Source organism: Pseudomonas sp. G(2018) (assembly GCF_005502415.1).
Classification (GTDB): domain Bacteria; phylum Pseudomonadota; class Gammaproteobacteria; order Pseudomonadales; family Pseudomonadaceae; genus Aquipseudomonas.
On record NZ_SCOO01000044.1, the window covers coordinates 16,160 to 37,256 of the forward strand.

18 protein-coding genes and 1 riboswitch are annotated in these 21,097 nt (G+C 59.6%); of the genes, 15 read left to right on the top strand and 3 right to left on the bottom strand.

What is annotated here, in order from left to right:
- Positions 1-173: 173 nt before the first annotated feature.
- A complete protein-coding gene (locus FFS64_RS27850) occupies positions 174-1,421 on the bottom strand; it encodes a ribonucleotide-diphosphate reductase subunit beta (RefSeq protein WP_095193262.1) in 1,248 nt (415 codons plus the stop codon).
- Between the two features lie 540 nt (positions 1,422-1,961).
- Positions 1,962-2,225 carry a DUF2790 domain-containing protein gene (locus FFS64_RS27855; RefSeq protein ID WP_095193263.1) on the bottom strand — a complete coding sequence of 88 codons (264 nt, stop codon included), beginning with the start codon at positions 2,223-2,225 and terminating at the stop codon, positions 1,962-1,964.
- Between the two features lie 482 nt (positions 2,226-2,707).
- Here FFS64_RS27855 and acs point away from each other — a divergent pair, with 482 nt between their 5' ends.
- The 14 genes from acs to astE all read left to right on the top strand — a co-directional run bounded on the left by acs (position 2,708) and on the right by astE (position 18,897).
- Positions 2,708-4,663, top strand: coding sequence for an acetate--CoA ligase (gene acs, locus FFS64_RS27860; RefSeq protein WP_137807991.1), 1,956 nt, complete (start codon positions 2,708-2,710; stop codon positions 4,661-4,663).
- 699 nt (positions 4,664-5,362) lie between these two features.
- Positions 5,363-6,139, top strand: coding sequence for an ABC transporter substrate-binding protein (locus tag FFS64_RS27865; RefSeq protein WP_137807992.1), 777 nt, complete (start codon positions 5,363-5,365; stop codon positions 6,137-6,139).
- A gap of 91 nt (positions 6,140-6,230) precedes the next feature.
- Entirely contained in the window at positions 6,231-6,920 is a 690-nt protein-coding gene (locus FFS64_RS27870; RefSeq protein ID WP_095193266.1) for an ABC transporter permease, read from the top strand.
- On the top strand, positions 6,917-7,615 hold the full coding sequence (locus tag FFS64_RS27875) for an ABC transporter permease (RefSeq protein ID WP_137807993.1): 699 nt from the start codon (positions 6,917-6,919) through the stop codon (positions 7,613-7,615). Before FFS64_RS27870 ends, FFS64_RS27875 begins: the two co-directional genes overlap by 4 nt.
- 1 nt (position 7,616) lies before the next feature.
- Positions 7,617-8,729, top strand: a complete 1,113-nt coding sequence (locus FFS64_RS27880; RefSeq protein ID WP_137807994.1) for a succinylglutamate desuccinylase/aspartoacylase family protein — start codon at positions 7,617-7,619, stop codon at positions 8,727-8,729.
- 28 nt (positions 8,730-8,757) lie between these two features.
- Complete coding sequence (locus FFS64_RS27885) at positions 8,758-9,522, top strand: ABC transporter ATP-binding protein (protein WP_007971015.1); 765 nt, start codon at positions 8,758-8,760, stop codon at positions 9,520-9,522.
- Positions 9,523-9,769: 247 nt separating this feature from the next.
- On the top strand, positions 9,770-10,750 hold the full coding sequence (gene argR / locus FFS64_RS27890) for a transcriptional regulator ArgR (protein WP_171017150.1): 981 nt from the start codon (positions 9,770-9,772) through the stop codon (positions 10,748-10,750).
- A gap of 233 nt (positions 10,751-10,983) precedes the next feature.
- The gene (locus FFS64_RS27895) at positions 10,984-12,204 is read left to right on the top strand and encodes an aspartate aminotransferase family protein (protein WP_137807996.1); all 1,221 of its coding nucleotides are present in this window, start codon (positions 10,984-10,986) and stop codon (positions 12,202-12,204) included.
- 226 nt (positions 12,205-12,430) lie between these two features.
- The gene (gene aruF / locus FFS64_RS27900; protein ID WP_137807997.1) at positions 12,431-13,450 is read left to right on the top strand and encodes an arginine/ornithine succinyltransferase subunit alpha; all 1,020 of its coding nucleotides are present in this window, start codon (positions 12,431-12,433) and stop codon (positions 13,448-13,450) included.
- Positions 13,451-13,523: 73 nt separating this feature from the next.
- Positions 13,524-14,549 (top strand): arginine N-succinyltransferase, encoded by a 1,026-nt coding sequence (astA, locus tag FFS64_RS27905; protein WP_137807998.1) that lies wholly within the window; start codon positions 13,524-13,526, stop codon positions 14,547-14,549.
- Positions 14,546-16,015: a succinylglutamate-semialdehyde dehydrogenase gene (astD, locus tag FFS64_RS27910; RefSeq protein ID WP_171017151.1), complete on the top strand. Its 1,470-nt coding sequence runs from the start codon at positions 14,546-14,548 to the stop codon at positions 16,013-16,015. Before astA ends, astD begins: the two co-directional genes overlap by 4 nt.
- A gap of 160 nt (positions 16,016-16,175) precedes the next feature.
- Complete coding sequence (gene astB / locus FFS64_RS27915) at positions 16,176-17,522, top strand: N-succinylarginine dihydrolase (RefSeq protein WP_137808000.1); 1,347 nt, start codon at positions 16,176-16,178, stop codon at positions 17,520-17,522.
- Between the two features lie 61 nt (positions 17,523-17,583).
- Positions 17,584-17,874 carry a topoisomerase II gene (locus FFS64_RS27920; RefSeq protein ID WP_137808001.1) on the top strand — a complete coding sequence of 97 codons (291 nt, stop codon included), beginning with the start codon at positions 17,584-17,586 and terminating at the stop codon, positions 17,872-17,874.
- 12 nt (positions 17,875-17,886) lie between these two features.
- Positions 17,887-18,897 (top strand): succinylglutamate desuccinylase, encoded by a 1,011-nt coding sequence (astE, locus tag FFS64_RS27925; RefSeq protein WP_137808002.1) that lies wholly within the window; start codon positions 17,887-17,889, stop codon positions 18,895-18,897.
- 118 nt (positions 18,898-19,015) lie between these two features.
- On the opposite strand, the gene FFS64_RS27935 is transcribed toward astE, so the two are convergent.
- Complete coding sequence (locus tag FFS64_RS27935) at positions 19,016-19,525, bottom strand: 6,7-dimethyl-8-ribityllumazine synthase (RefSeq protein WP_095193277.1); 510 nt, start codon at positions 19,523-19,525, stop codon at positions 19,016-19,018.
- A gap of 115 nt (positions 19,526-19,640) precedes the next feature.
- Positions 19,641-19,810: riboswitch (FMN riboswitch) on the bottom strand.
- Positions 19,811-20,006: 196 nt separating this feature from the next.
- On the opposite strand from FFS64_RS27935, the gene ltaE reads away from it, so the two are divergent.
- On the top strand, positions 20,007-21,011 hold the full coding sequence (gene ltaE, locus FFS64_RS27940; protein ID WP_137808003.1) for a low-specificity L-threonine aldolase: 1,005 nt from the start codon (positions 20,007-20,009) through the stop codon (positions 21,009-21,011).
- Positions 21,012-21,097: the final 86 nt, after the last annotated feature.

Here is a 21,097-nt window from a genome sequence, read left to right on the forward strand (position 1 = left end):
CTTGCCCGATTTTGCGAGCTGTAGACGCCGTCGTCGTGTGTGGCGCATTGACCATGAAATTCAGGAGGCCGGAAATTAAAAAAAGGCTGCCATTGGACAGCCCTTTTTGGTGCCTCAATTTTGCGTTTATTGAAAAACTTTCACGCTTTAGTGATTTTGAGCGAGCATAGGAATCAATCCCAGCTCAACGCCCCACCAGTCTGATACTCAATAACCCGAGTCTCAAAGAAGTTCTTCTCTTTCTTCAAGTCCATGATCTCGCTCATCCAAGGGAACGGGTTAGTCGTCCCTGGGTACTCTTCCTTCAGACCGATCTGCGACAGGCGACGGTTAGCGATGAACTTGAGGTAGTCCTCCATCATCGCCGCGTTCATGCCCAGCACGCCGCGAGGCATGGTGTCGCGGGCGTATTCGATCTCCAGTTGAGTGCCCTGCAGGATCATCTGCGAGGCTTCTTCCTTCATTTCGGCATCCCACAGGTGTGGGTTTTCGATTTTGATCTGGTTGATCACGTCGATGCCGAAGTTCAGGTGCATGGATTCGTCGCGCAGGATGTATTGGAACTGCTCGGCGACGCCGGTCATTTTGTTGCGGCGGCCCATGGAGAGGATTTGGGTGAAGCCGCAGTAGAAGAAGATGCCTTCCAGAACGCAGTAGTAGGCGATCAGGTTGCGCAGCAGTTCCTTGTCGGTTTCGACGGTGCCGGTTTCGAACTTCGGATCGGAGATCGAGCGGGTGTATTTCAGGCCCCAGGTGGCTTTTTTCGCGACCGATGGGATCTCGTGGTACATGTTGAAGATTTCGCCTTCATCCATGGCCAGCGATTCGATGCAGTACTGGTAGGCGTGGGTGTGGATCGCTTCTTCGAAAGCCTGGCGCAGGATGTACTGGCGGCATTCCGGGTTGGTGATCAGGCGGTACACGGCCAGGACCAGGTTGTTGGCAACCAGGGAGTCGGCGGTGGAGAAGAAGCCGAGGTTGCGCATCACGATGCGGCGCTCGTCGTCGGTCAGGCCTTCCGGGTTTTTCCAGAGGGCGATGTCGGCGGTCATGTTGACTTCTTGCGGCATCCAGTGGTTTGCGCAGCCGTCCAGGTATTTCTGCCAGGCCCAGTCGTACTTGAAGGGCACGAGTTGGTTGAGGTCGGCGCGGCAGTTGATCATGCGCTTTTCGTCAACGGCGACACGGGCGGAGGCGCCTTCGAGTTCGGCGAGGCCTTCGGCGACGTCGAGGGAGTCCAGGGCGGCTTTGGCGCGGGCAACGGCGGCGGAGTCAGCGGCGGTCACGGCGCGGGCTTCCAGGGCGGCGGCACCACCGGCGCTGTCGAGACGGTCCATATTGGCTTCGGTGGCGTGGCCGGCGTTGGCGCTCTTGGCCGCTACTTCCGTGTCTTCTTTATCGAATTCGTCCCAGCTCAGCATGACGTGTCGTCTCCTGCGTGAGGGCCAGTGTGCCCGTGTGAAAATGGATGGTCTGGTTTTTCACACGGCCGTACTGGCCGCGTTGATAGCGTTTTTTGCAGCGGTACACGCAGGCAAATAAACATAATTTTGTACGGGTACTGAGAGCCTCTGACGGGCGCAAAAGTCGGTGACGACTTCGGCGTGGGCTTCAGACTGGCTGTCATCCCTGTAAGGGAATATTGCAGGCCCGTTTAAGGCGGCATTATAAGGAAATTTTTACGGCCGTGGTGGGGCGAATCCGCGCATGGAGCGGTCGATGAGCAGGGTTTTTCGGTCGGAGCTAGGGATTATAGGGCTTTGCCGGGTGCAGATTTTTTTTCAGAAAAAAAGCTTGATATCGGATTTGCTCAAGAAGTGATCAAAAAGCGCCTTTTTTCACTACATCTTGTGTTTCGAAACGCTTTTCGATGACTCCAGACACAACTGAGCCCGACCGAAGCCGGGCTGAAATCGACCCTGGGCGTTGCGCTGAAAAGGGTGCGATTCGGTGCAGTCTGATCAGCCGCTGGAGCAGCCATTGCCCATGACGCTGTAGCGCAGAATATGGCGCTGGCCTTTGGAGTCGTCGTATTCCATTTTCATTGGGACAACTTCACAGACATTGGGCACTTCGCTCATGGAAATAACGTTGGCGATGTCCAGGTGCATTGAGTAGGTGTAATCCTCAATAGGCGGTTGTTGCTGTGCGACATCAGTCTGGACCTCGTCTGCCATGGCGGTTAAGCACAGACTGCCGAGGGCCAGTACCCATAAAGCTTTCATCTGATTTTTACCTTTTTAAGGTCGAATGGGGTCACGCAACCTTTTTGGGGTTGCGTGTGGAACTGCACTACTTGGTTTGGGTTAACGGCCTTCGTGGGGGCTGTAACTGGGTTAACTCAGGTTGCCGGGTTGGCGAGGCGAATTTTAGGCGGGGGGGGATACGTTCATATAGATGTGGTTCTGATAAACACTTTTGACAGATCCTGTAACAATCCCTGAATAGCCTCCATTTCTGTAGGAGCGAGCTCGCTCGCGATGAATCTGAGGGCTCTGCGGGGTGTCTGGTTTGGCGCGTTATCGTTGACGACCATCGCGAGCAGAGCTCGCTCCTACAGGTGTTGTGTGATGTTTTGGCCGCTGGCGAAGGGATATCCACGACATTTTGTAGGGCCTTGTTACTACCATCGTCGAATGGTTCTATAGCGCCGGCCCGGCTAAAACGGGGGCCATACAAAAACAACTATTCCACCGAGGTAAGAAAGATGAGTGCGGCTTCTCTGTATCCCGTTCGTCCCGAGGTTCTGGCCAATACGCTGACTGACGAGGCGACCTACAAGGCCATGTACCAGCAGTCGGTCGTCAACCCGGACGGTTTCTGGCGCGAGCAAGCCAAGCGCCTCGACTGGATCAAGCCTTTCACCACGGTGAAGCAGACTTCCTTCGACGATCACCATGTCGACATCAAATGGTTCGCCGATGGCACCCTGAACGTTTCCTACAACTGCCTCGACCGTCATCTGGCCGAGCGCGGCGATCAAGTCGCAATCATTTGGGAAGGGGATGACCCTTCCGAAAGCCGCCACATCACCTACCGCGAACTGCATGAACAAGTCTGCAAGTTCGCCAACGCCCTGCGTGGCCAGGATGTGCACCGCGGCGATGTGGTGACTATCTATATGCCGATGATTCCCGAAGCCGTGGTCGCCATGCTGGCCTGCACCCGGATCGGTGCGATTCACTCGGTGGTGTTCGGTGGTTTCTCGCCGGAAGCCCTGGCGGGCCGCATCATCGACTGCCGCTCGAAAGTGGTGATCACCGCCGACGAAGGTATTCGTGCCGGCAAGAAGATCCCGCTCAAGGCCAACGTCGACGACGCCCTGACCAACCCGGAAACCAGCAGCATCCAGAAAGTCATCGTGTGCCAGCGCACCGGTGGCGATATCAAGTGGAACCAGCACCGCGACATCTGGTACGAAGACCTGATGAAAGTGGCTGGCACCGTTTGCGCGCCGAAAGAGATGGGCGCCGAAGAAGCGCTGTTCATCCTTTACACCTCCGGTTCCACCGGCAAGCCGAAGGGCGTGCAGCACACCACCGGCGGTTATCTGTTGTACGCGGCCATGACCCACGAGCGCGTGTTCGACTACCGCCCGGGTGAAATCTACTGGTGCACCGCTGACGTCGGCTGGGTCACCGGCCACAGTTACATCGTCTACGGCCCGCTGGCCAATGGTGCGACCACGCTGCTGTTCGAGGGCGTGCCGAACTATCCGGACATTACCCGTGTGGCGAAGATCGTCGACAAGCACAAGGTCAACATCCTCTACACCGCGCCGACCGCGATCCGCGCGATGATGGCGTCGGGCACTGCTGCCGTAGAAGGCGCCGATGGCAGCAGCCTGCGCCTGCTCGGTTCGGTGGGTGAGCCGATCAACCCGGAAGCCTGGGATTGGTACTACAAGAATGTCGGCAAGTCCCGTTGCCCGATCGTCGATACATGGTGGCAGACCGAAACCGGCGGCAACATGATGAGCCCGCTACCGGGGGCTCATGGCCTCAAGCCAGGCTCTGCGGCACGTCCGTTCTTCGGCGTGGTGCCGGCCCTGGTGGACAATCTGGGCAACATCATTGAGGGCGAGGCCGAGGGCAATCTGGTGATCCTCGATTCGTGGCCAGGTCAGGCGCGTACGCTGTACGGCGACCATGACCGTTTCGTCGATACCTACTTCAAGACTTTCCGCGGCATGTACTTCACCGGTGACGGTGCTCGTCGCGATGCCGATGGTTACTACTGGATCACCGGTCGTGTGGATGACGTACTCAACGTCTCCGGCCACCGCATGGGCACCGCCGAGATCGAAAGCGCGATGGTTGCTCACCCGAAAGTCGCCGAAGCGGCAGTGGTGGGTGTGCCGCACGACATCAAGGGGCAGGGCATTTATGTCTACGTCACCCTGAACGCTGGCGAAGAAACGAGCGAGCAATTGCGCCTGGAGCTGAAAAACTGGGTGCGTAAAGAGATCGGCCCGATTGCTTCGCCGGATGTCATCCAGTGGGCGCCGGGGCTGCCGAAGACTCGCTCGGGCAAAATCATGCGCCGGATTCTGCGCAAGATTGCGACCGCTGAATACGAAGGGTTGGGCGATATCTCCACCCTGGCCGATCCGGGTGTGGTGCAGCATTTGATTGATACGCACAAGACGATGAATGTTGCGTAAGTAGCGTTTGGCGTCATTGAAGCCCTGCCGGGTGTGAGTCCGGTGGGGTTTTTTATTGCCTGTGGGTTTTGTGTTGTCTGGGCGGGCCTCTTCGCGGGCAAGCCCACTCCCACAGGGATTGATGGTGTTTTTGTGATCTGAGCCACACCACAAAAAACTGTGGGAGCGGGCTTGCCCGCGAAGGCGGTTTGGCAGGCGCAACAGCAACATCTACCAATAATTATCGGGTTCCCCTGTCGGCATTTTCCTACTGTTACCCGCGTTCTTTCAGGTTACTGAATGTGTAACCGCATCGCGCCAGTGCGGGGCGTTGGGAAACGCCAAGCCCCGTATCAGGGCCTCAAAACCACCGATGAAAAATAAGACCCTACGCTGCGCTTGCCGGATTAGAAGGGTTTGCCAATAATAGGCCCGCAATTTGCAGCATAGATCGGTTTACTGTCTTTTGCTCTTGCATGATTTTGCAAGGCTGTCAACGTGCCCAAACGGCTTTCTTGGTGCTTCTGTAACTAGTTGTCGCATTGAAGAAATATCGGCTTCGGGCCTGTCGTTAGAATGCCGATCATTCGCTCGTCGTTGCCTGTGTTGAAATTTCGCACACGCAATGTAGGACGCAGCAACGCTTTCCGGTTCCACTCATTCGCATATTGGGCTGTCGCTCACTCTGCCGTTTTAGCCCTTTTCCGATGGAGTCCCAAGATGAAGAAACTCGTGCTGCTTGGCGCCCTGGCACTGTCTTCCGTGCTGTCCCTGCCAACCTTCGCCGACGAAAAACCTCTGAAAATCGGCATTGAAGCGGCCTACCCTCCGTTCGCCTCCAAAGCACCGGACGGCAGCATCGTTGGTTTTGACTACGACATCGGCAATGCATTGTGCGAAGAGATGAAGGTCAAGTGCGTGTGGGTCGAGCAAGAGTTCGACGGTCTGATCCCGGCACTCAAAGTGCGCAAGATCGACGCGATCCTGTCGTCCATGTCGATCACTGAAGACCGCAAGAAGTCCGTGGACTTCACCAACAAGTACTACAACACCCCGGCGCGCCTGGTCATGAAGGCTGGCACTCAGGTCAGCGACAACCTGACCGAGCTCAAAGGCAAGAACATCGGCGTGCAACGTGGTTCGATCCACGAGCGCTTCGCCCGCGAAGTCCTGGCTCCGCTGGGTGCCGAGGTCAAGCCATACGGTTCGCAGAACGAAATTTATCTGGATGTGGCCGCCGGCCGCCTCGACGGCACCGTGGCAGACGCTACGCTGCTGGATGACGGTTTCCTGAAAACCGACGCTGGCAAAGGCTTCGCGTTCGTAGGCCCGGCCTTCACCGACGTCAAATACTTCGGCGATGGCGTGGGTATCGCGGTGCGCAAGGGTGACGCGTTGAAAGACAAGATCAACACCGCGATCGCTGCCATCCGCGAAAACGGCAAGTACAAGCAAATCCAGGACAAATACTTCGCCTTCGATATCTACGGCAAGTAACACGTCTCGGCGACAAGTCCGAAATGGCGCAAGCAACAGGGTCTCTGCGGTTTGCGCCATTTTTTCATCCCAACTCTCGAGGACCTGAATCATGTTGAAAGGCTACGGGGCTGTCATCCTCGATGGCGTTTGGCTGACGCTTCAGCTCGCCTTGTCGTCCATGGCCCTGGCCATTGTTCTGGGCCTGATCGGCGTGGCACTGCGTCTGTCGCCGGTGCGCTGGCTGGCCTGGCTGGGCGATCTGTACTCCACGGTGATCCGTGGTATTCCCGATCTGGTACTGATCCTGCTGATTTTCTACGGCGGCCAGGACTTGCTCAACCGCGTCGCGCCGATGCTGGGCTACGACGAATACATCGACCTGAACCCGTTGGCCGCCGGTATCGGCACCCTGGGCTTCATCTTCGGTGCGTACTTGTCGGAAACCTTCCGTGGCGCGTTCATGGCGATCCCCAAAGGTCAGGCCGAAGCCGGCATGGCTTACGGCATGAGCAGTTTTCAGGTGTTCTTCCGGGTGTTGGTGCCACAGATGATTCGCCTGGCGATTCCGGGGTTCACCAACAACTGGCTGGTACTGACCAAGGCTACCGCACTGATTTCGGTGGTGGGTCTGCAAGACATGATGTTCAAGGCCAAGCAGGCGGCCGATGCCACCCGTGAGCCTTTCACCTTCTTCCTCGCAGTGGCGGCTTTGTACCTGGTGATCACCAGTGTCTCGTTGCTGGCATTGCGTCACCTTGAGAAGCGCTACTCGGTAGGCGTAAGGGCGGCTGATCTATGATCTTCGACTACAACGTCATTTGGGAGTCCTTGCCGCTGTACTTCGGCGGCCTGGTGACCACCCTCAAACTGCTCGCGCTGTCGCTGTTCTTCGGCCTGCTGTGCGCGCTGCCGCTGGGCTTGATGCGGGTCTCGAAAAACGCCGTGGTCAACTTGACCGCATGGCTCTACACCTACGTGATTCGCGGCACGCCGATGCTGGTGCAGCTGTTCCTGATCTACTACGGTCTGGCGCAATTCCAGGCCGTGCGCGAGAGCTTCCTGTGGCCGTGGCTGTCCAGCGCCACCTTCTGTGCGTGCCTGGCGTTCGCCATCAATACCAGCGCCTACACCGCCGAAATCATCGCCGGCAGCCTGCGGGCCACGCCGAACGGCGAGATCGAAGCGGCGAAGGCCATGGGCATGTCGCGGGTCAAGATGTACAAGCGCATCCTGCTGCCGTCGGCCCTGCGCCGTGCGCTGCCGCAGTACAGCAACGAAGTGATCATGATGCTGCAAACCACCAGTCTGGCGTCCATCGTGACCCTGATCGACATCACCGGTGCCGCGCGCACGGTCAACGCCCAGTTCTACCTGCCGTTCGAGGCGTACATCACCGCCGGCGTGTTCTACCTGTGCCTGACCTTCATTCTGGTGAAGCTGTTCAAGCTGGCCGAGCGTCGCTGGCTGGGCTACCTGGCCCCGCGGAAGCACTGATATGGAACGCATCGATCATGCATTGCCGTGGAGCCATCTGGGCAGCGAGCGCCAGATCTCGGTGTTTCGCTTCGGCAGAGGCGAGCGCAAGGCCTACATCCAGGCCAGTCTCCACGCCGATGAACTGCCGGGGATGCGCACGGCCTGGGCGCTGAAAAAGCGCCTGGTCGAACTCGAAGCCCAGGGCTTGCTCAACGGTGTGATCGAGTTGGTGCCGGTGGCCAACCCGCTGGGCCTCGGTCAACTGCTGCAGGGCAATCATCAAGGGCGTTTCGAGGCGGGTAGCGGCAAGAATTTCAACCGCGATTTCGTCGAACTCAGTGCGCCAGTGGCCGCTGAGCTCGATGGGCATCTGGGCGATGATCCGCACGCCAATATCCGTTTGATCCGCCAGACCATGAGCGATCTGCTGGCCGCGTTGCCACCGGCCACCAGCCAGTTGCAGGGCATGCAGCGTGTCTTGCTCAGCCATGCCTGCACCGCCGATGTGGTGCTGGATTTGCACTGCGATTGCGAAGCGGCGCTGCACATGTACGCCTTGCCGCAGCATTGGTCGCAGTGGCGTTCACTGGCCGCGCACCTGAATGTGCGGGTCGGCCTGCTGGCGGAAGATTCCGGCGGCAGCTCCTTCGACGAAGCCTGTTCGCTGCCGTGGTTGCGGTTGTCGCGTCTGTTCCCGGACGCGCAGATTCCGCTGGCGTGCCTGGCGACTACCATTGAATTAGGTGGTCAGGCCGACACCGGTCGCGCTGAGACTGAGGTGCACGCCGAAGGCATTCTGGCGTTCCTCGCCGAGCAAGGCCTGATCAGCGGCGACTGGCCAAATGCAGCGCATGAGCCTTGCGAGGGCTTGCCGTTCGAAGGCACTGAGTTGCTGTTCGCGCCGCATCCTGGCGTGGTGAGTTTTCTGCGTAGACCCGGCGAGTGGATCGAGACCGGTGATGAGATTTTTGAAGTGATCGATCCGCTGGCGGATCGGGTCAGCACGGTGTGTGCTGGTACGTCCGGGGTGCTGTTTGCCATTGAACGGCTGCGTTATGCCCAACCCGGTTTCTGGCTGGCCAAGGTGGCGGGGCGCGAAGCGCTGCGTCACGGGCGCTTGCTCAACGACTGACTGACTGCTTTTTGTGAGAACCGACCGCATGTACAAACTTGAAGTCCAAGACCTGCATAAACGCTATGGCAGTCACGAAGTGCTCAAGGGCGTGTCCCTGAAAGCGGCGGCTGGCGATGTGATCAGCATCATCGGCTCCAGTGGCTCCGGCAAAAGTACCTTCCTGCGCTGCATCAACCTGCTGGAGCAGCCGCACGCGGGCAAGATCCTGCTCAACAACGAAGAGTTGAAGCTGGTGGCGAACAAGGACGGTGCGCTGAAGGCCGCTGACCCGAAACAGCTGCAACGCATGCGTTCGCGCCTGTCGATGGTGTTCCAGCACTTCAACCTGTGGTCGCACATGACCGCGCTGGAAAACATCATGGAAGCGCCGGTGCACGTACTCGGTGTATCCAAGGCCGAAGCCCGCGAGAAAGCCGAGCACTACCTGAACAAGGTGGGCGTGGCGCATCGCAAGGACGCTTACCCGGGCCACATGTCCGGCGGCGAACAACAGCGCGTGGCGATTGCCCGTGCGCTGGCGATGGAGCCCGAGGTGATGCTGTTCGACGAGCCGACCTCGGCACTGGACCCGGAACTGGTCGGCGACGTGCTGAAAGTCATGCAGGCCCTGGCCCAGGAAGGCCGGACCATGGTGGTGGTGACCCACGAAATGGGCTTCGCCCGTGAAGTGTCGAACCAGTTGGTGTTCCTGCACAAAGGTGTCGTCGAAGAAAGCGGCAACCCGCGTGAAGTGCTGGTGAACCCACAATCCGAGCGCTTGCAGCAATTCCTCTCGGGCAGCCTCAAGTAATCAAGACTGCCGTTGTGCACCGCGATAGTGCATGCTTCGCAAACTAAAGGCCGGCCCCCGATCTCTGTGGGAGCTGGCTTGCCAGCGATAGCGGTGGGTCAGTTTGCATCTCTGGCACAGACAGACCGCTATCGCTGGCAAGCCAGCTCCCACAAGGGATCGCTGTTGGTTTTGAGATTTGTGTTCATTTACGGGCTAGCATTGGCCCATGCCTTCATCACTGTTCTTCGTTTCGGATTGCCCACCCATGACTGCCCATCGAATTGGTTTCCTGATTTGGCCCAGCACTAAAGCACTGACGCTTGCGCTGGCTGAGGAGGCCTTGCGTGTTGCCCAGCGTGTGCATCCGGACGTGGTCTACGAACTGTCGTTCTTGCAGGCCGAACCGCCAACCGAAAGCGCCTGGCAATTGCCCGGCGAAGCCTGGACCGGCAAGCTCGAGAACTTCCAGAAACTGTTCTTGCTCGCCGACGAACCGCCGACCACTTTGGCGCCGGCGCTCAGCAGTGCGTTGAAGCAACTGGTGCGTTCCGGGTGTGCGATCGGTGGCCTGTCGGCCGGTGTCTATCCGTTGGCGCAACTCGGCTTGCTCGATGGCTATCGCGCGGCCGTGCACTGGCGCTGGCAGGATGATTTCGCCGAACGCTTCCCGAAGGTCATCGCCACCAGTCATCTGTTCGATTGGGACCGCGATCGCCTGACTGCATGTGGCGGCATGTCGGTACTCGATCTGTTGCTGGCGGTGTTGGCCCGTGATCACGGTGCGGAGCTGGCCGGTGCGGTGTCGGAAGAGCTGGTGGTCGAGCGCATCCGCGAAGGCGGCGAGCGTCAGCGCATTCCATTGCAGAATCGCCTCGGCTCCAGCCATCCGAAGCTCACCCAGGCCGTGTTGCTGATGGAAGCCAACATCGAAGAACCGCTGACCACCGACGAAATCGCCCAGCATGTGTGCGTGTCCCGTCGACAATTGGAGCGGATCTTCAAGCAATACCTCAACCGTGTGCCGAGCCAGTACTACCTGGAGCTGCGCCTGAACAAGGCCCGGCAGATGTTGATGCAAACCAGCAAGTCGATCATCCAGATCGGCCTGTCGTGCGGTTTCTCCTCGGGGCCGCATTTCTCCAGCGCCTACCGCAACTTCTTCGGCGCCACGCCGCGGGAAGATCGTAACCAGCGACGTAGCAGCAGTCCGTTCGAGTTGTCGTCGGTACCGTCCGAGCGCGGCTGACCGCTGGCGCAATTTGCGCAAATCAAATCCCGGCAACTCTGCCGCTAACCCTGCCGGGCAGTTAAACTGCGCCTTTGCGACCCTATATGTCGCATTGCCGTAAACCCGGGAAAATCCGGGGTTTGCGCTATAAGAAGTTGTCGCTTGGCGGCAAGGCCGGGCTGAAAACTGTCCTTACAATCCCCCCATCGCTCGCCAGTTTCAGGCGAGTGTTTTCTCTTCAGGAGACTCCGATGTCCGTTGAGCACGCTGCGGTACAACGCGCCGATTTCGACCAGGTTATGGTTCCCAACTACGCGCCTGCCGCTTTCATTCCTGTGCGTGGCGCCGGTTCCCGCGTCTGGGACCAGTCCGGTCGCGAGCTGATCGACTTCGCTGGCGGGATTGCCGTAAACGTATTGGGCCATGCGCACCCGGCGCTGGTCGGTGCCTTGACCGAGCAGGCCAACAAGCTGTGGCACGTGTCCAACGTGTTCACCAATGAGCCGGCCCTGCGTCTGGCCCATAAGCTGATCGATGCCACCTTTGCCGAGCGTGCCTTCTTCTGCAACTCCGGCGCCGAAGCCAACGAGGCCGCCTTCAAGCTGGCCCGTCGCGTCGGCCACGATCGCTTCGGCAGCGAGAAGTACGAAATCATCGCCGCCCTCAACAGCTTCCACGGTCGTACCCTGTTCACCGTGAACGTCGGTGGCCAGTCGAAGTATTCCGACGGTTTCGGTCCGAAAATCACCGGTATCAGCCACGTGCCGTACAACGATCTGGCCGCGCTGAAAGCCGCCATTTCCGACAAGACTTGCGCGGTGGTGCTGGAGCCGATCCAGGGCGAAAGCGGTGTGATCCCGGCTGAACTCGAATACCTGCAAGGCGCCCGCGAACTCTGCACCGCGCACAACGCGCTGCTGATTTTCGACGAAGTGCAAACCGGCATGGGCCGTACCGGCAAACTGTTTGCGTACCAGCATTACGGCGTGACCCCGGACATCCTGACCAGCGCCAAGAGCCTGGGCGGCGGTTTCCCGATCGCGGCGATGCTGACCACCGAAGACCTGGCCAAGCACCTGGTCGTCGGCACCCACGGCACCACCTATGGCGGCAACCCACTGGCGTGCGCGGTCGCCGAAGCGGTGATCGACGTGATCAACACCCCTGAAGTGCTGGCCGGCGTCAACGCCAAGCACGACAAGTTCAAGGCGCGCCTGGAGCAGATCGGCGAGAAGTACGGCCTGTTCACCAAGGTGCGTGGCCTGGGCCTATTGATCGGATGCGTGTTGACCGACGCCTGGAAAGGCAAGGCCAAGGACATCTTCAACGCCGCTGAAAAAGAAGGCCTGATGGTGTTGCAAGCTGGCCCGGACGTGGTGCGTTTCGCCCCGAGCCTGGTGGTGGAAGACGCCGATATCGATGCCGGTCTGGACCGCTTCGAACGCGCCGCGGCAAAACTGACGCAAGCCTGATAGCCCCTCGGCGCCTGACCGTTCAGGCGTCGAACCAAATTTTTGTTTCGGGTTGAATCAAAAGTGTGGGAGCCAGCCTGCTGGCGATGAGGGCCTGATAGCCAACATCATTGTTGCCTGACAGGACGATATCGCCAGCAGGCTAGCTCCCACAGTTGACTCTGAGTTGTTTCAGGGATGGCCCGGGATTTTTCTTCTGTAAGTTCTGAGATTAAGGAGTGACACCATGCTGGTGATGCGCCCCGCGCAAATGGCTGATCTGGGCGAGGTACAGCGTCTGGCTGCGGACAGCCCGATTGGTGTCACTTCCTTGCCGGATGACGTTGAACGCCTGAGCGACAAGATCGCCGCGAGCGAAGCGTCGTTCGCCGCCGAAGTGAGCTTCAACGGCGAAGAGAGCTATTTCTTCGTCCTCGAGGACACCGCCACCGGCAAGCTGGTGGGCTGTTCGGCAATCGTTGCCTCCGCCGGTTATTCCGAACCGTTCTACAGCTTCCGTAATGAAACCTTCGTTCACGCTTCTCGCGAGCTGAAGATTCATAACAAGATTCATGTGCTCTCCCAGTGCCACGACCTGACCGGCAACAGCCTGCTGACCAGTTTCTACGTGCAGCGCGAGCTGGTGGGTTCGCCCTGGGCCGAGCTCAATTCCCGTGGACGCCTGCTGTTCGTGGCCAGCCATCCGGAGCGCTTTGCCGATTCCGTGGTGACCGAGATCGTCGGCTACAGCGATGAAAATGGCGACTCGCCGTTCTGGGATGCCATCGGCCGCAACTTCTTCGACCTCAACTACGCTGAAGCCGAGCGTCTTTGCGGCCTGAAGAGCCGTACGTTCCTGGCCGAGCTGATGCCGCATTACCCGATCTACGTGCCGCTGTTGCCGGACTCCGCGCAAGAAGCGATGGGCCAGGTGCATCCACGAGCGCAAATCACCTTCGACATCCTGATGCGCGAAGGCTTCGAGACCGATCACTACATCGATATTTTCGACGGCGGCCCGACCTTGCATGCCCGCGTCTCGGGGATCCGTTCGATCGCCCAGAGCCGCGTGGTGCCGGTGAAAATCGGCGAGCCGGTCAAAGGTGTCGGTCGACAGTATCTGGTGGCCAACGCGCAGTTGCAGGATTACCGCGCCGTCATGCTTGAGCTCGATTACGCGCCAGGCAAACCCGTGACCCTGGACCTGGAAGCGGCCGAAGCCCTGGGTGTCGGTGAAGGTGCGAGCGTACGCCTGGTGGCGGTTTAACGCCTGCTTCAAAAAATGCCTGAAAAGCAGCGAGTTTCACGGGTGGCGCAAGCGGCCCGTTTGAGGAGATAGCATGATCGTTCGTCCCGTACGCAGCAGCGATTTACCCGCTCTGATCGACCTGGCCCGCAGCACCGGCACCGGCCTGACCACTTTGCCGGCCAACGAAGAACGTCTGGCCCATCGGGTTGGCTGGGCCGAGAAGACCTTTCGCGGTGAAGCCGGGCGGGCTGATGCGGACTACCTGTTCGTACTCGAAGATGACGACGGTCGGGTGGTGGGCATTTCCGCCATCGCTGGCGCGGTCGGTCTGCGTGAGCCCTGGTACAACTTCCGCGTCGGCCTGACCGTCAGCGCTTCGCAAGAGCTGAACATCTATCGCGAAATCCCGACGCTGTTCCTGGCCAACGACCTGACCGGCAACTCCGAGCTGTGCTCGCTGTTCCTGCACGCCGATTTCCGCAGTGGCCTTAACGGTCGCATGCTGTCCAAGGCGCGGATGCTGTTCATCGCCGAATTCCCGCAACTGTTCGGCAACAAGATCATCGCCGAGATGCGCGGTGTGTCCGATGATGCCGGGCGTTCGCCGTTCTGGGAAAGCCTGGGCCGCCACTTCTTCAAGATGGAATTCAGCCAGGCCGATTACCTGACCGGCGTGGGCAACAAGGCGTTCATCGCCGAACTGATGCCAAAATTCCCGCTGTACACCTGCTTCCTGTCGCCGGATGCGCGCAATGTGATCGGTCAGGTGCACCCTGATACCGAGCCTGCGCTGTCGATGCTCAAGAGCGAAGGTTTCAGCTACCAAGGCTACGTCGACATTTTCGACGCAGGCCCGGCGATCGAGTGCGAAACCGGCAAGATCCGCGCCGTGCGCGACAGCCAGGCGCTGGTGCTGGCCATCGGCACGCCGGGCGACGACGCCACGCCATTCATTATCCACAACCGCAAGCGCGAAGAGTGCCGCATCACTGCCGCACCCGCACGCTTCGCCGCCGGCACGCTGGTGGTCGACCCGCTGACCGCCAAACGTCTTCAACTCAACGCCGGCGATCAGGTGCGCGCCGTTCCGTTGTCCGCAGCCCGGGAGTCGAAATAATGAAGTCGCTATACATTGCAGGTGAATGGCTGGCCGGTCAGGGCGAAGCCTTTGAGTCGCTGAACCCGGTGACCCAGCAAGTGCTGTGGTCCGGTCAAGGCGCCACGGCCGCTCAGGTTGAATCGGCGGTGCAAGCGGCGCGTCAGGCGTTCCCGGGTTGGGCTCGCCGGACTCTGGAGGAGCGTATCTCGGTGCTGGAAGCCTTTGCTGCCGCCCTGAAAAATCACGCTGACGAATTGGCCCGCACCATCGGTGAGGAAACCGGCAAGCCCCTGTGGGAATCGGCGACCGAAGTCACCAGCATGGTCAACAAGATTGCAATCTCGGTACAGAGCTACCGCGAGCGCACTGGCGAGAAGAGCGGCCCGCTGGGCGACGCCACCGCCGTATTGCGTCACAAGCCACATGGTGTTGTAGCGGTATTTGGTCCTTACAATTTCCCTGGCCACTTGCCCAACGGGCATATCGTGCCGGCGCTGCTGGCCGGTAACAGCGTGTTGTTCAAGCCTAGCGAGCTGACGCCGAAAGTCGCCGAGCTGACGGTCAAATGCTGGATCGAGGCCGGTCTGCCGGCCGGTGTGCTGAACCTGCTGCAAGGCGCCCGCGAAACCGGTATCGCTTTGGCGGCGAACCCGGGCATCGACGGTCTGTTCTTTACCGGTTCCAGCCGCACCGGCAATCACCTGCATAATCAATTCGCCGGTCGCCCGGACAAGATCCTCGCGCTGGAGATGGGCGGCAACAACCCGCTGGTGGTCGATCAGGTCGCCGATGTGGACGCTGCTGTTTACACCATCATCCAGTCGGCGTTCATTTCTGCCGGTCAACGCTGCACCTGTGCGCGCCGCTTGCTGGTACCGCAAGGCGCGTGGGGTGACGCGTTGCTGGCGCGATTGGTGGCGGTCAGCTCGACCCTTTCGGTCGGTGCTTTCGATCAGCAACCGGCGCCGTTCATGGGCTCGGTGATTTCCCTTGGCGCGGCCAAAGCATTGATGGAAGCCCAGGAGCATTTGTTGGCCAACGGTGCGCTGGCCTTGCTGGAAATGACCCAACCTCAGGCTCAGGCCGCATTGTTGACCCCGGGCATCCTCGACGTGACCGCCGTGACCGAACGCCCGGACGAAGAGCTGTTCGGCCCGTTGCTGCAAGTGATCCGCTACGCTGATTTTGAAGCAGCGATCGCTGAAGCCAACGACACCGCGTACGGTCTGGCGGCGGGGCTGCTGTCGGATTCCGAAGCGCGTTATCAGCAATTCTGGCTGGAAAGCCGCGCCGGTATCGTCAACTGGAACAAGCAACTGACCGGTGCTGCGAGCAGCGCGCCTTTCGGCGGCGTCGGCGCTTCGGGCAACCATCGCGCCAGTGCCTACTACGCGGCGGATTATTGCGCGTATCCAGTGGCCTCGCTGGAAACCCCGAGCCTGGTGTTGCCCGCAGCGCTTACACCTGGCGTGAAGATGGCGTGATGCCCATCGCCAGCAGGCTGGCTCCCACAGGTTCAGTGGTGTTCACACATTTTGTGTACCACGCTATCACTGTGGGAGCCAGCCTGCTGGCGATGGCCGCGCCTCGGTCTCAAATCTCGTTACTGAAGCCATAACAACAGATTCTCGTGGAGCCTCGCTGATGAAATCCTATGAAGTCAATTTTGACGGTCTAGTGGGGCCGACCCATAACTACGGCGGCCTGTCCTACGGCAACGTCGCATCCCAGAGCAACAGCCAACAATCTTCGAATCCGAAGGAAGCAGCGCTGCAAGGCCTGGCGAAGATGAAAGCACTGATGGACATGGGCTTTCAGCAAGGCGTGCTGGCGCCACAGGAGCGCCCGGACGTGGCGGCACTGCGTCGCCTGGGCTTTGGCGGCACCGACGCTGAAGTGATCGAACGCGCGGCAAAAGACGCGATGCCGCTGCTGGTCGCCAGTTGCTCGGCGTCGAGCATGTGGGTTGCCAACGCCGCCACCGTCAGCCCGAGTGCCGACACTGCGGATGGCCGCGTGCACTTCACCGCCGCTAACCTCAACTGCAAATACCACCGCAGCATCGAGCACCCGACCACCAGCCGCGTGCTGGGGGCAATGTTCGCCGACCAGAAGCACTTTGCGCACCACGCGGCCCTGCCGGCCGTGGCCCAGTTCGGTGACGAAGGCGCGGCCAACCATACCCGTTTCTGCCGCGAATACGGCGAAGCCGGTGTCGAGTTCTTCGTGTTCGGTCGCAGTGCGTTCGATAACCGCTACCCGGCTCCGCAGAAGTACCCGGCCCGCCAGACCCTGGAAGCGTCCCAGGCCGTGGCGCGTCTGCATGGCTTGAAGGATGAAGGCGTGGTCTATGCCCAGCAGAATCCATCGGTGATCGATCAAGGTGTGTTCCACAACGACGTGATCGCCGTGGGTAACGGTGAGGTGTTGTTCTACCACGAGGACGCGTTCCTCGAGACCGAACAGATGCTCGCTGAATTGCAGAGCAAACTCGCCAAGGTCGGTGGGAAATTTCAGTCAATCTGCGTACCGCGTTCCGCGGTAACCGTGGAAGACGCGGTTCGGTCCTACCTGTTCAATAGTCAACTGCTGTCGCGTCCTGACGGCTCCATGCTGTTGATCGTCCCGGAAGAATGCCATGGCAACGAGCGTGTCTGGCAGTATCTGCAGGGTTTGACCAGCTCCGGCGGCCTGATCCGGGAAGTGAAAGTTTTCGATCTCAAGCAAAGCATGCAGAACGGCGGTGGCCCGGCTTGCCTGAGGTTGCGTGTCGCACTCAACGAAACCGAACTGGCGGCGGTCAATCAAGGCGTTATCATGACGGCACCGTTGTACGGCACATTGACCGAATGGGTTAACAAGCACTACCGCGACCGCATGACCGAAAACGATCTTGCGGACCCGCAATTGCTGCTTGAGTGCCGGACGGCACTGGATGAACTGACGCAAATCCTTAAACTGGGCGCGGTTTATCCATTCCAGATCAATTGATCGACGGCGCGCTTTCGGGCACGACAGCGCGTCGCTTCATCTCCAATGAGAGCGTAATTACATGAGCGACAAACTGCAGCTGATCCTTGAAGACACCGACGGCACGCAACTGGAAACTTCCTGCACCCGCGTCGCGGTCATGTGGCAAGGCAAAGAGCTGTGGATCCAGCATGACGGCCGCGGCCAATTGCTGATCGGCGTGGACGTCGAAGAAGGAGACGCCGAATACGCCAACCTGCTGTTGCGCCCATTGGCGACTAATCTGGTAAGTCTGCAATTGGAGATGGAACCGGCTGACCTCGGCGACGACGAGGATCACGTTCACGGCCCGGATTGCAACCACGACCACTAAGGAAACCGCTCTATGCTCGCCCTCGGCAAACTGCTTGAACTGACCCTCGCCGGCCGCGAACCGGCGGAGAAGACTCAACTGACTGTCGAAGGCGTGCGCATGCGCTGGTTGAGCGAGGGCGCGCTGGAAGTCCGGCCGCCCGAAGCGCGCGACAATGGCCTGGATCTGCTGCTGTCAGCGGGGATCCACGGCAACGAAACAGCACCGATCGAATTGCTTGATCGACTGTTGCATGACATCGCTCGCGGCGATCTGAAGCCGCGCGCACGCATTCTGTTCCTGTTCGGCAACCCCGAAGCGATTCGCAAGGGTGAGCGTTTCGTCGAGCAGGACGTCAATCGGCTGTTCAATGGCCGTCACGAACAAAGCAGTGGCTCCGAAGCCTTGCGCGCCTGTGAACTGGAGCGGCTGGCCGCCAGTTTCTTCAGCCCGCCGGATCGCCAGCGTCTGCACTACGACCTGCACACCGCGATCCGCGGCTCGAAAATCGAGCAGTTCGCACTGTACCCATGGAAAGAAGACCGCCAGCATTCGCGCCTGGAGCTGGCTCGTCTGCGCGCCGCCGGCATGGAAGCGGTGTTGCTGCAGAACAAACCGTCCATCGTCTTCAGTTCCTACACCTACGACAAACTCGGTGCCGAGTCTTTCACCCTCGAGCTGGGCAAGGCGCGACCATTCGGGCAGAACGACGGTGTCAACGTGTCCCGGCTGGAAAACCGTCTCAAACAGATCATCGAAGGCACCGAGCCGGAGTCGACTGAACAAGCGCTTGATGGGTTGCAGCTGTTCAGCGTGGCGCGGGAAATCATCAAGCACAGCGACAGCTTCCGCTTGAACCTGCCGGCGGACATCGAGAACTTTTCCGAATTGGACGTGGGTTATTTGCTGGCTGAGGACATCGCCAATACCCGCTGGATCATCGAGGAAGAGGGCGCCCGGATCATCTTCCCTAACCCCAAGGTGAAGAACGGCCTGCGCGCCGGCATCCTGATCGTGCCGACCACCGACGAAAACCTGGCCTGATATCAATACATAACCAATGTGGGAGCGGGCTTGCTCGCGAAAGCGGATTAACATTCAACACATTTGTTGACTGTCCGTCCGTCTTCGCGAGCAAGCCCGCTCCCACATTTTTTGGTGTTTAGACGGCTACCGCACGCGGCTCAGTGCGACGCAACGCACGCACCTTGCTCAACGTATCCGCACAAGTCTTCGCCGCTTCCTGGCCTTTATGCACAAAATGCTCGAAGAAGAACTTCTGGTGCTCTTCACCGGCATGGAAGTGGTGCGGGGTCAGGGACACCGAGAACACCGGTACTTCTGTTTCCAGTTGAACCTGCATCAGGCCGCTGACCACAGACTGGGCGACGAATTCGTGACGGTAGATCCCGCCGTCCACCACCAGGGCTGCCGCGACAATGCCGGCATAACGGCCGGTCTTGGCCAGCAACTTGGCATGCAAGGGCATTTCAAAAGCCCCGCCAACTTCGAAGAAGTCGATGTCGGATTCCTGATAACCCTGGGCAATCATTTCCGCGACGAAGCCTTTACGGCTCTGGTCAACGATTTCCTTGTGCCAGCAGGCCTGGATGAACGCAACGCGCTCGCCCTGATGGTGTTTGCTTTTGCTGTCGATTGCGGTGGGTTGCATGTTCTGACTCCTGTTTGTGTGAAAAACAGGGCGTTATGAATCGAATGGGATTTAAGGGTGCGCAGGCACAAGTGCCTGCGGACGGCGCTTTGGCATAGAGCCTGGGCGGCGCCAATCCCGTTCTCTCTTCATCCGGACTATGACCGTCGGCCCCGGGATCACACCGGGTCTGCTGACCTTGCCGCCAGCACCGCCGAAGCCGTGCCGTCACCAAGCGCTCGCGGGCTATGCGCATTGCGCGCAATTACCGCCGGTGGGGAGTTGCACCCCGCCCTGAGAACGTTTTGCCGCCAGAATGTTGGGCGGCGCAGCGTTTTTAACACATATTTCGTACCTGTGCATTGCTGCTATCTGATGATTGCTATCGACTTTTTCGTCGAATGAATAAGCCTTTTGCTCTTCAAGGGTTGATTATTCGTCGGCATGACCGCAGTAATTCCTGCCTGAAAGGGATTTTCCCCTGCTAACCGAGGCCAGATTCATGAGCGTTATCGATCTTCGCAGCGACACAGTCACCCAGCCCACCGCCGGCATGCTCGACGCGATGGCCTCAGCGGCCACCGGGGATGACGTTTATGGCGAAGATCCGACAGTCAATCGTCTGGAAACCGAGTTGGCAAAACGCCTGGGTTTTGCCGCGGCACTGTTTGTCCCGACCGGCACCATGAGCAATCTGCTGGGATTGATGGCCCATTGCGAGCGCGGTGATGAGTACATCGTCGGTCAACAGGCCCACACCTATAAGTACGAAGGGGGTGGTGCGGCAGTGCTCGGCTCGATTCAGCCGCAGCCACTGGAAGTGCAATCCGATGGTTCGCTGGACCTGGCGCAGATTGCCGCCGCGATCAAGCCGGACGACTTCCACTTCGCCCGCACCCGCCTGCTGGCGCTGGAAAACACCATGCAAGGCAAGGTCCTGCCGCTGGAATACCTGGCCCGGGCCCGCAGCTTTACCCGTGAACACGGGTTGCAACTGCATCTGGACGGTGCCCGGCTGTATAACGCGGCGGTCAAACTGGGTGTCGATGCCCGGGAAATCGCCCAGCATTTCGATTCCGTCTCGGTCTGCCTGTCCAAAGGACTGGGCGCGCCGGTCGGTTCGGTGTTGTGCGGTTCGGCGCAGTTGATTGCCAAGGCGCGGCGCCTGCGCAAGATGGTCGGCGGCGGTATGCGCCAGGCCGGGATTCTGGCGGCGGCAGGCTTGTATGCCTTGGATAACAATGTTCAGCGCCTGTCCGACGACCACGCCAACGCCCAATTGCTGGCCGAAGGCCTGCGCGCGGCGGGTTATGAGGTCGAGCCGGTTCAGACCAACATGGTTTACGTGAACATGGGCGACCGGGCCGAGGCGATCAAGGCGTTTGCCGCCGAACGCGGGGTCAAGCTCAGTGCCGCCGCACGCTTGCGGATGGTCACCCACATGGACGTCAGCGCTGCGCAAATCGAGCAGGTCGTCGCGACATTCGTCGACTTTTCCCGTAAGTGATAGCGTTAGCAGTCCAATTGACCGTTTCTATCGTATAAACACGCTGTACCCCGCGCGCAGGGCCGATATAATGCGGCCCTTTGCCG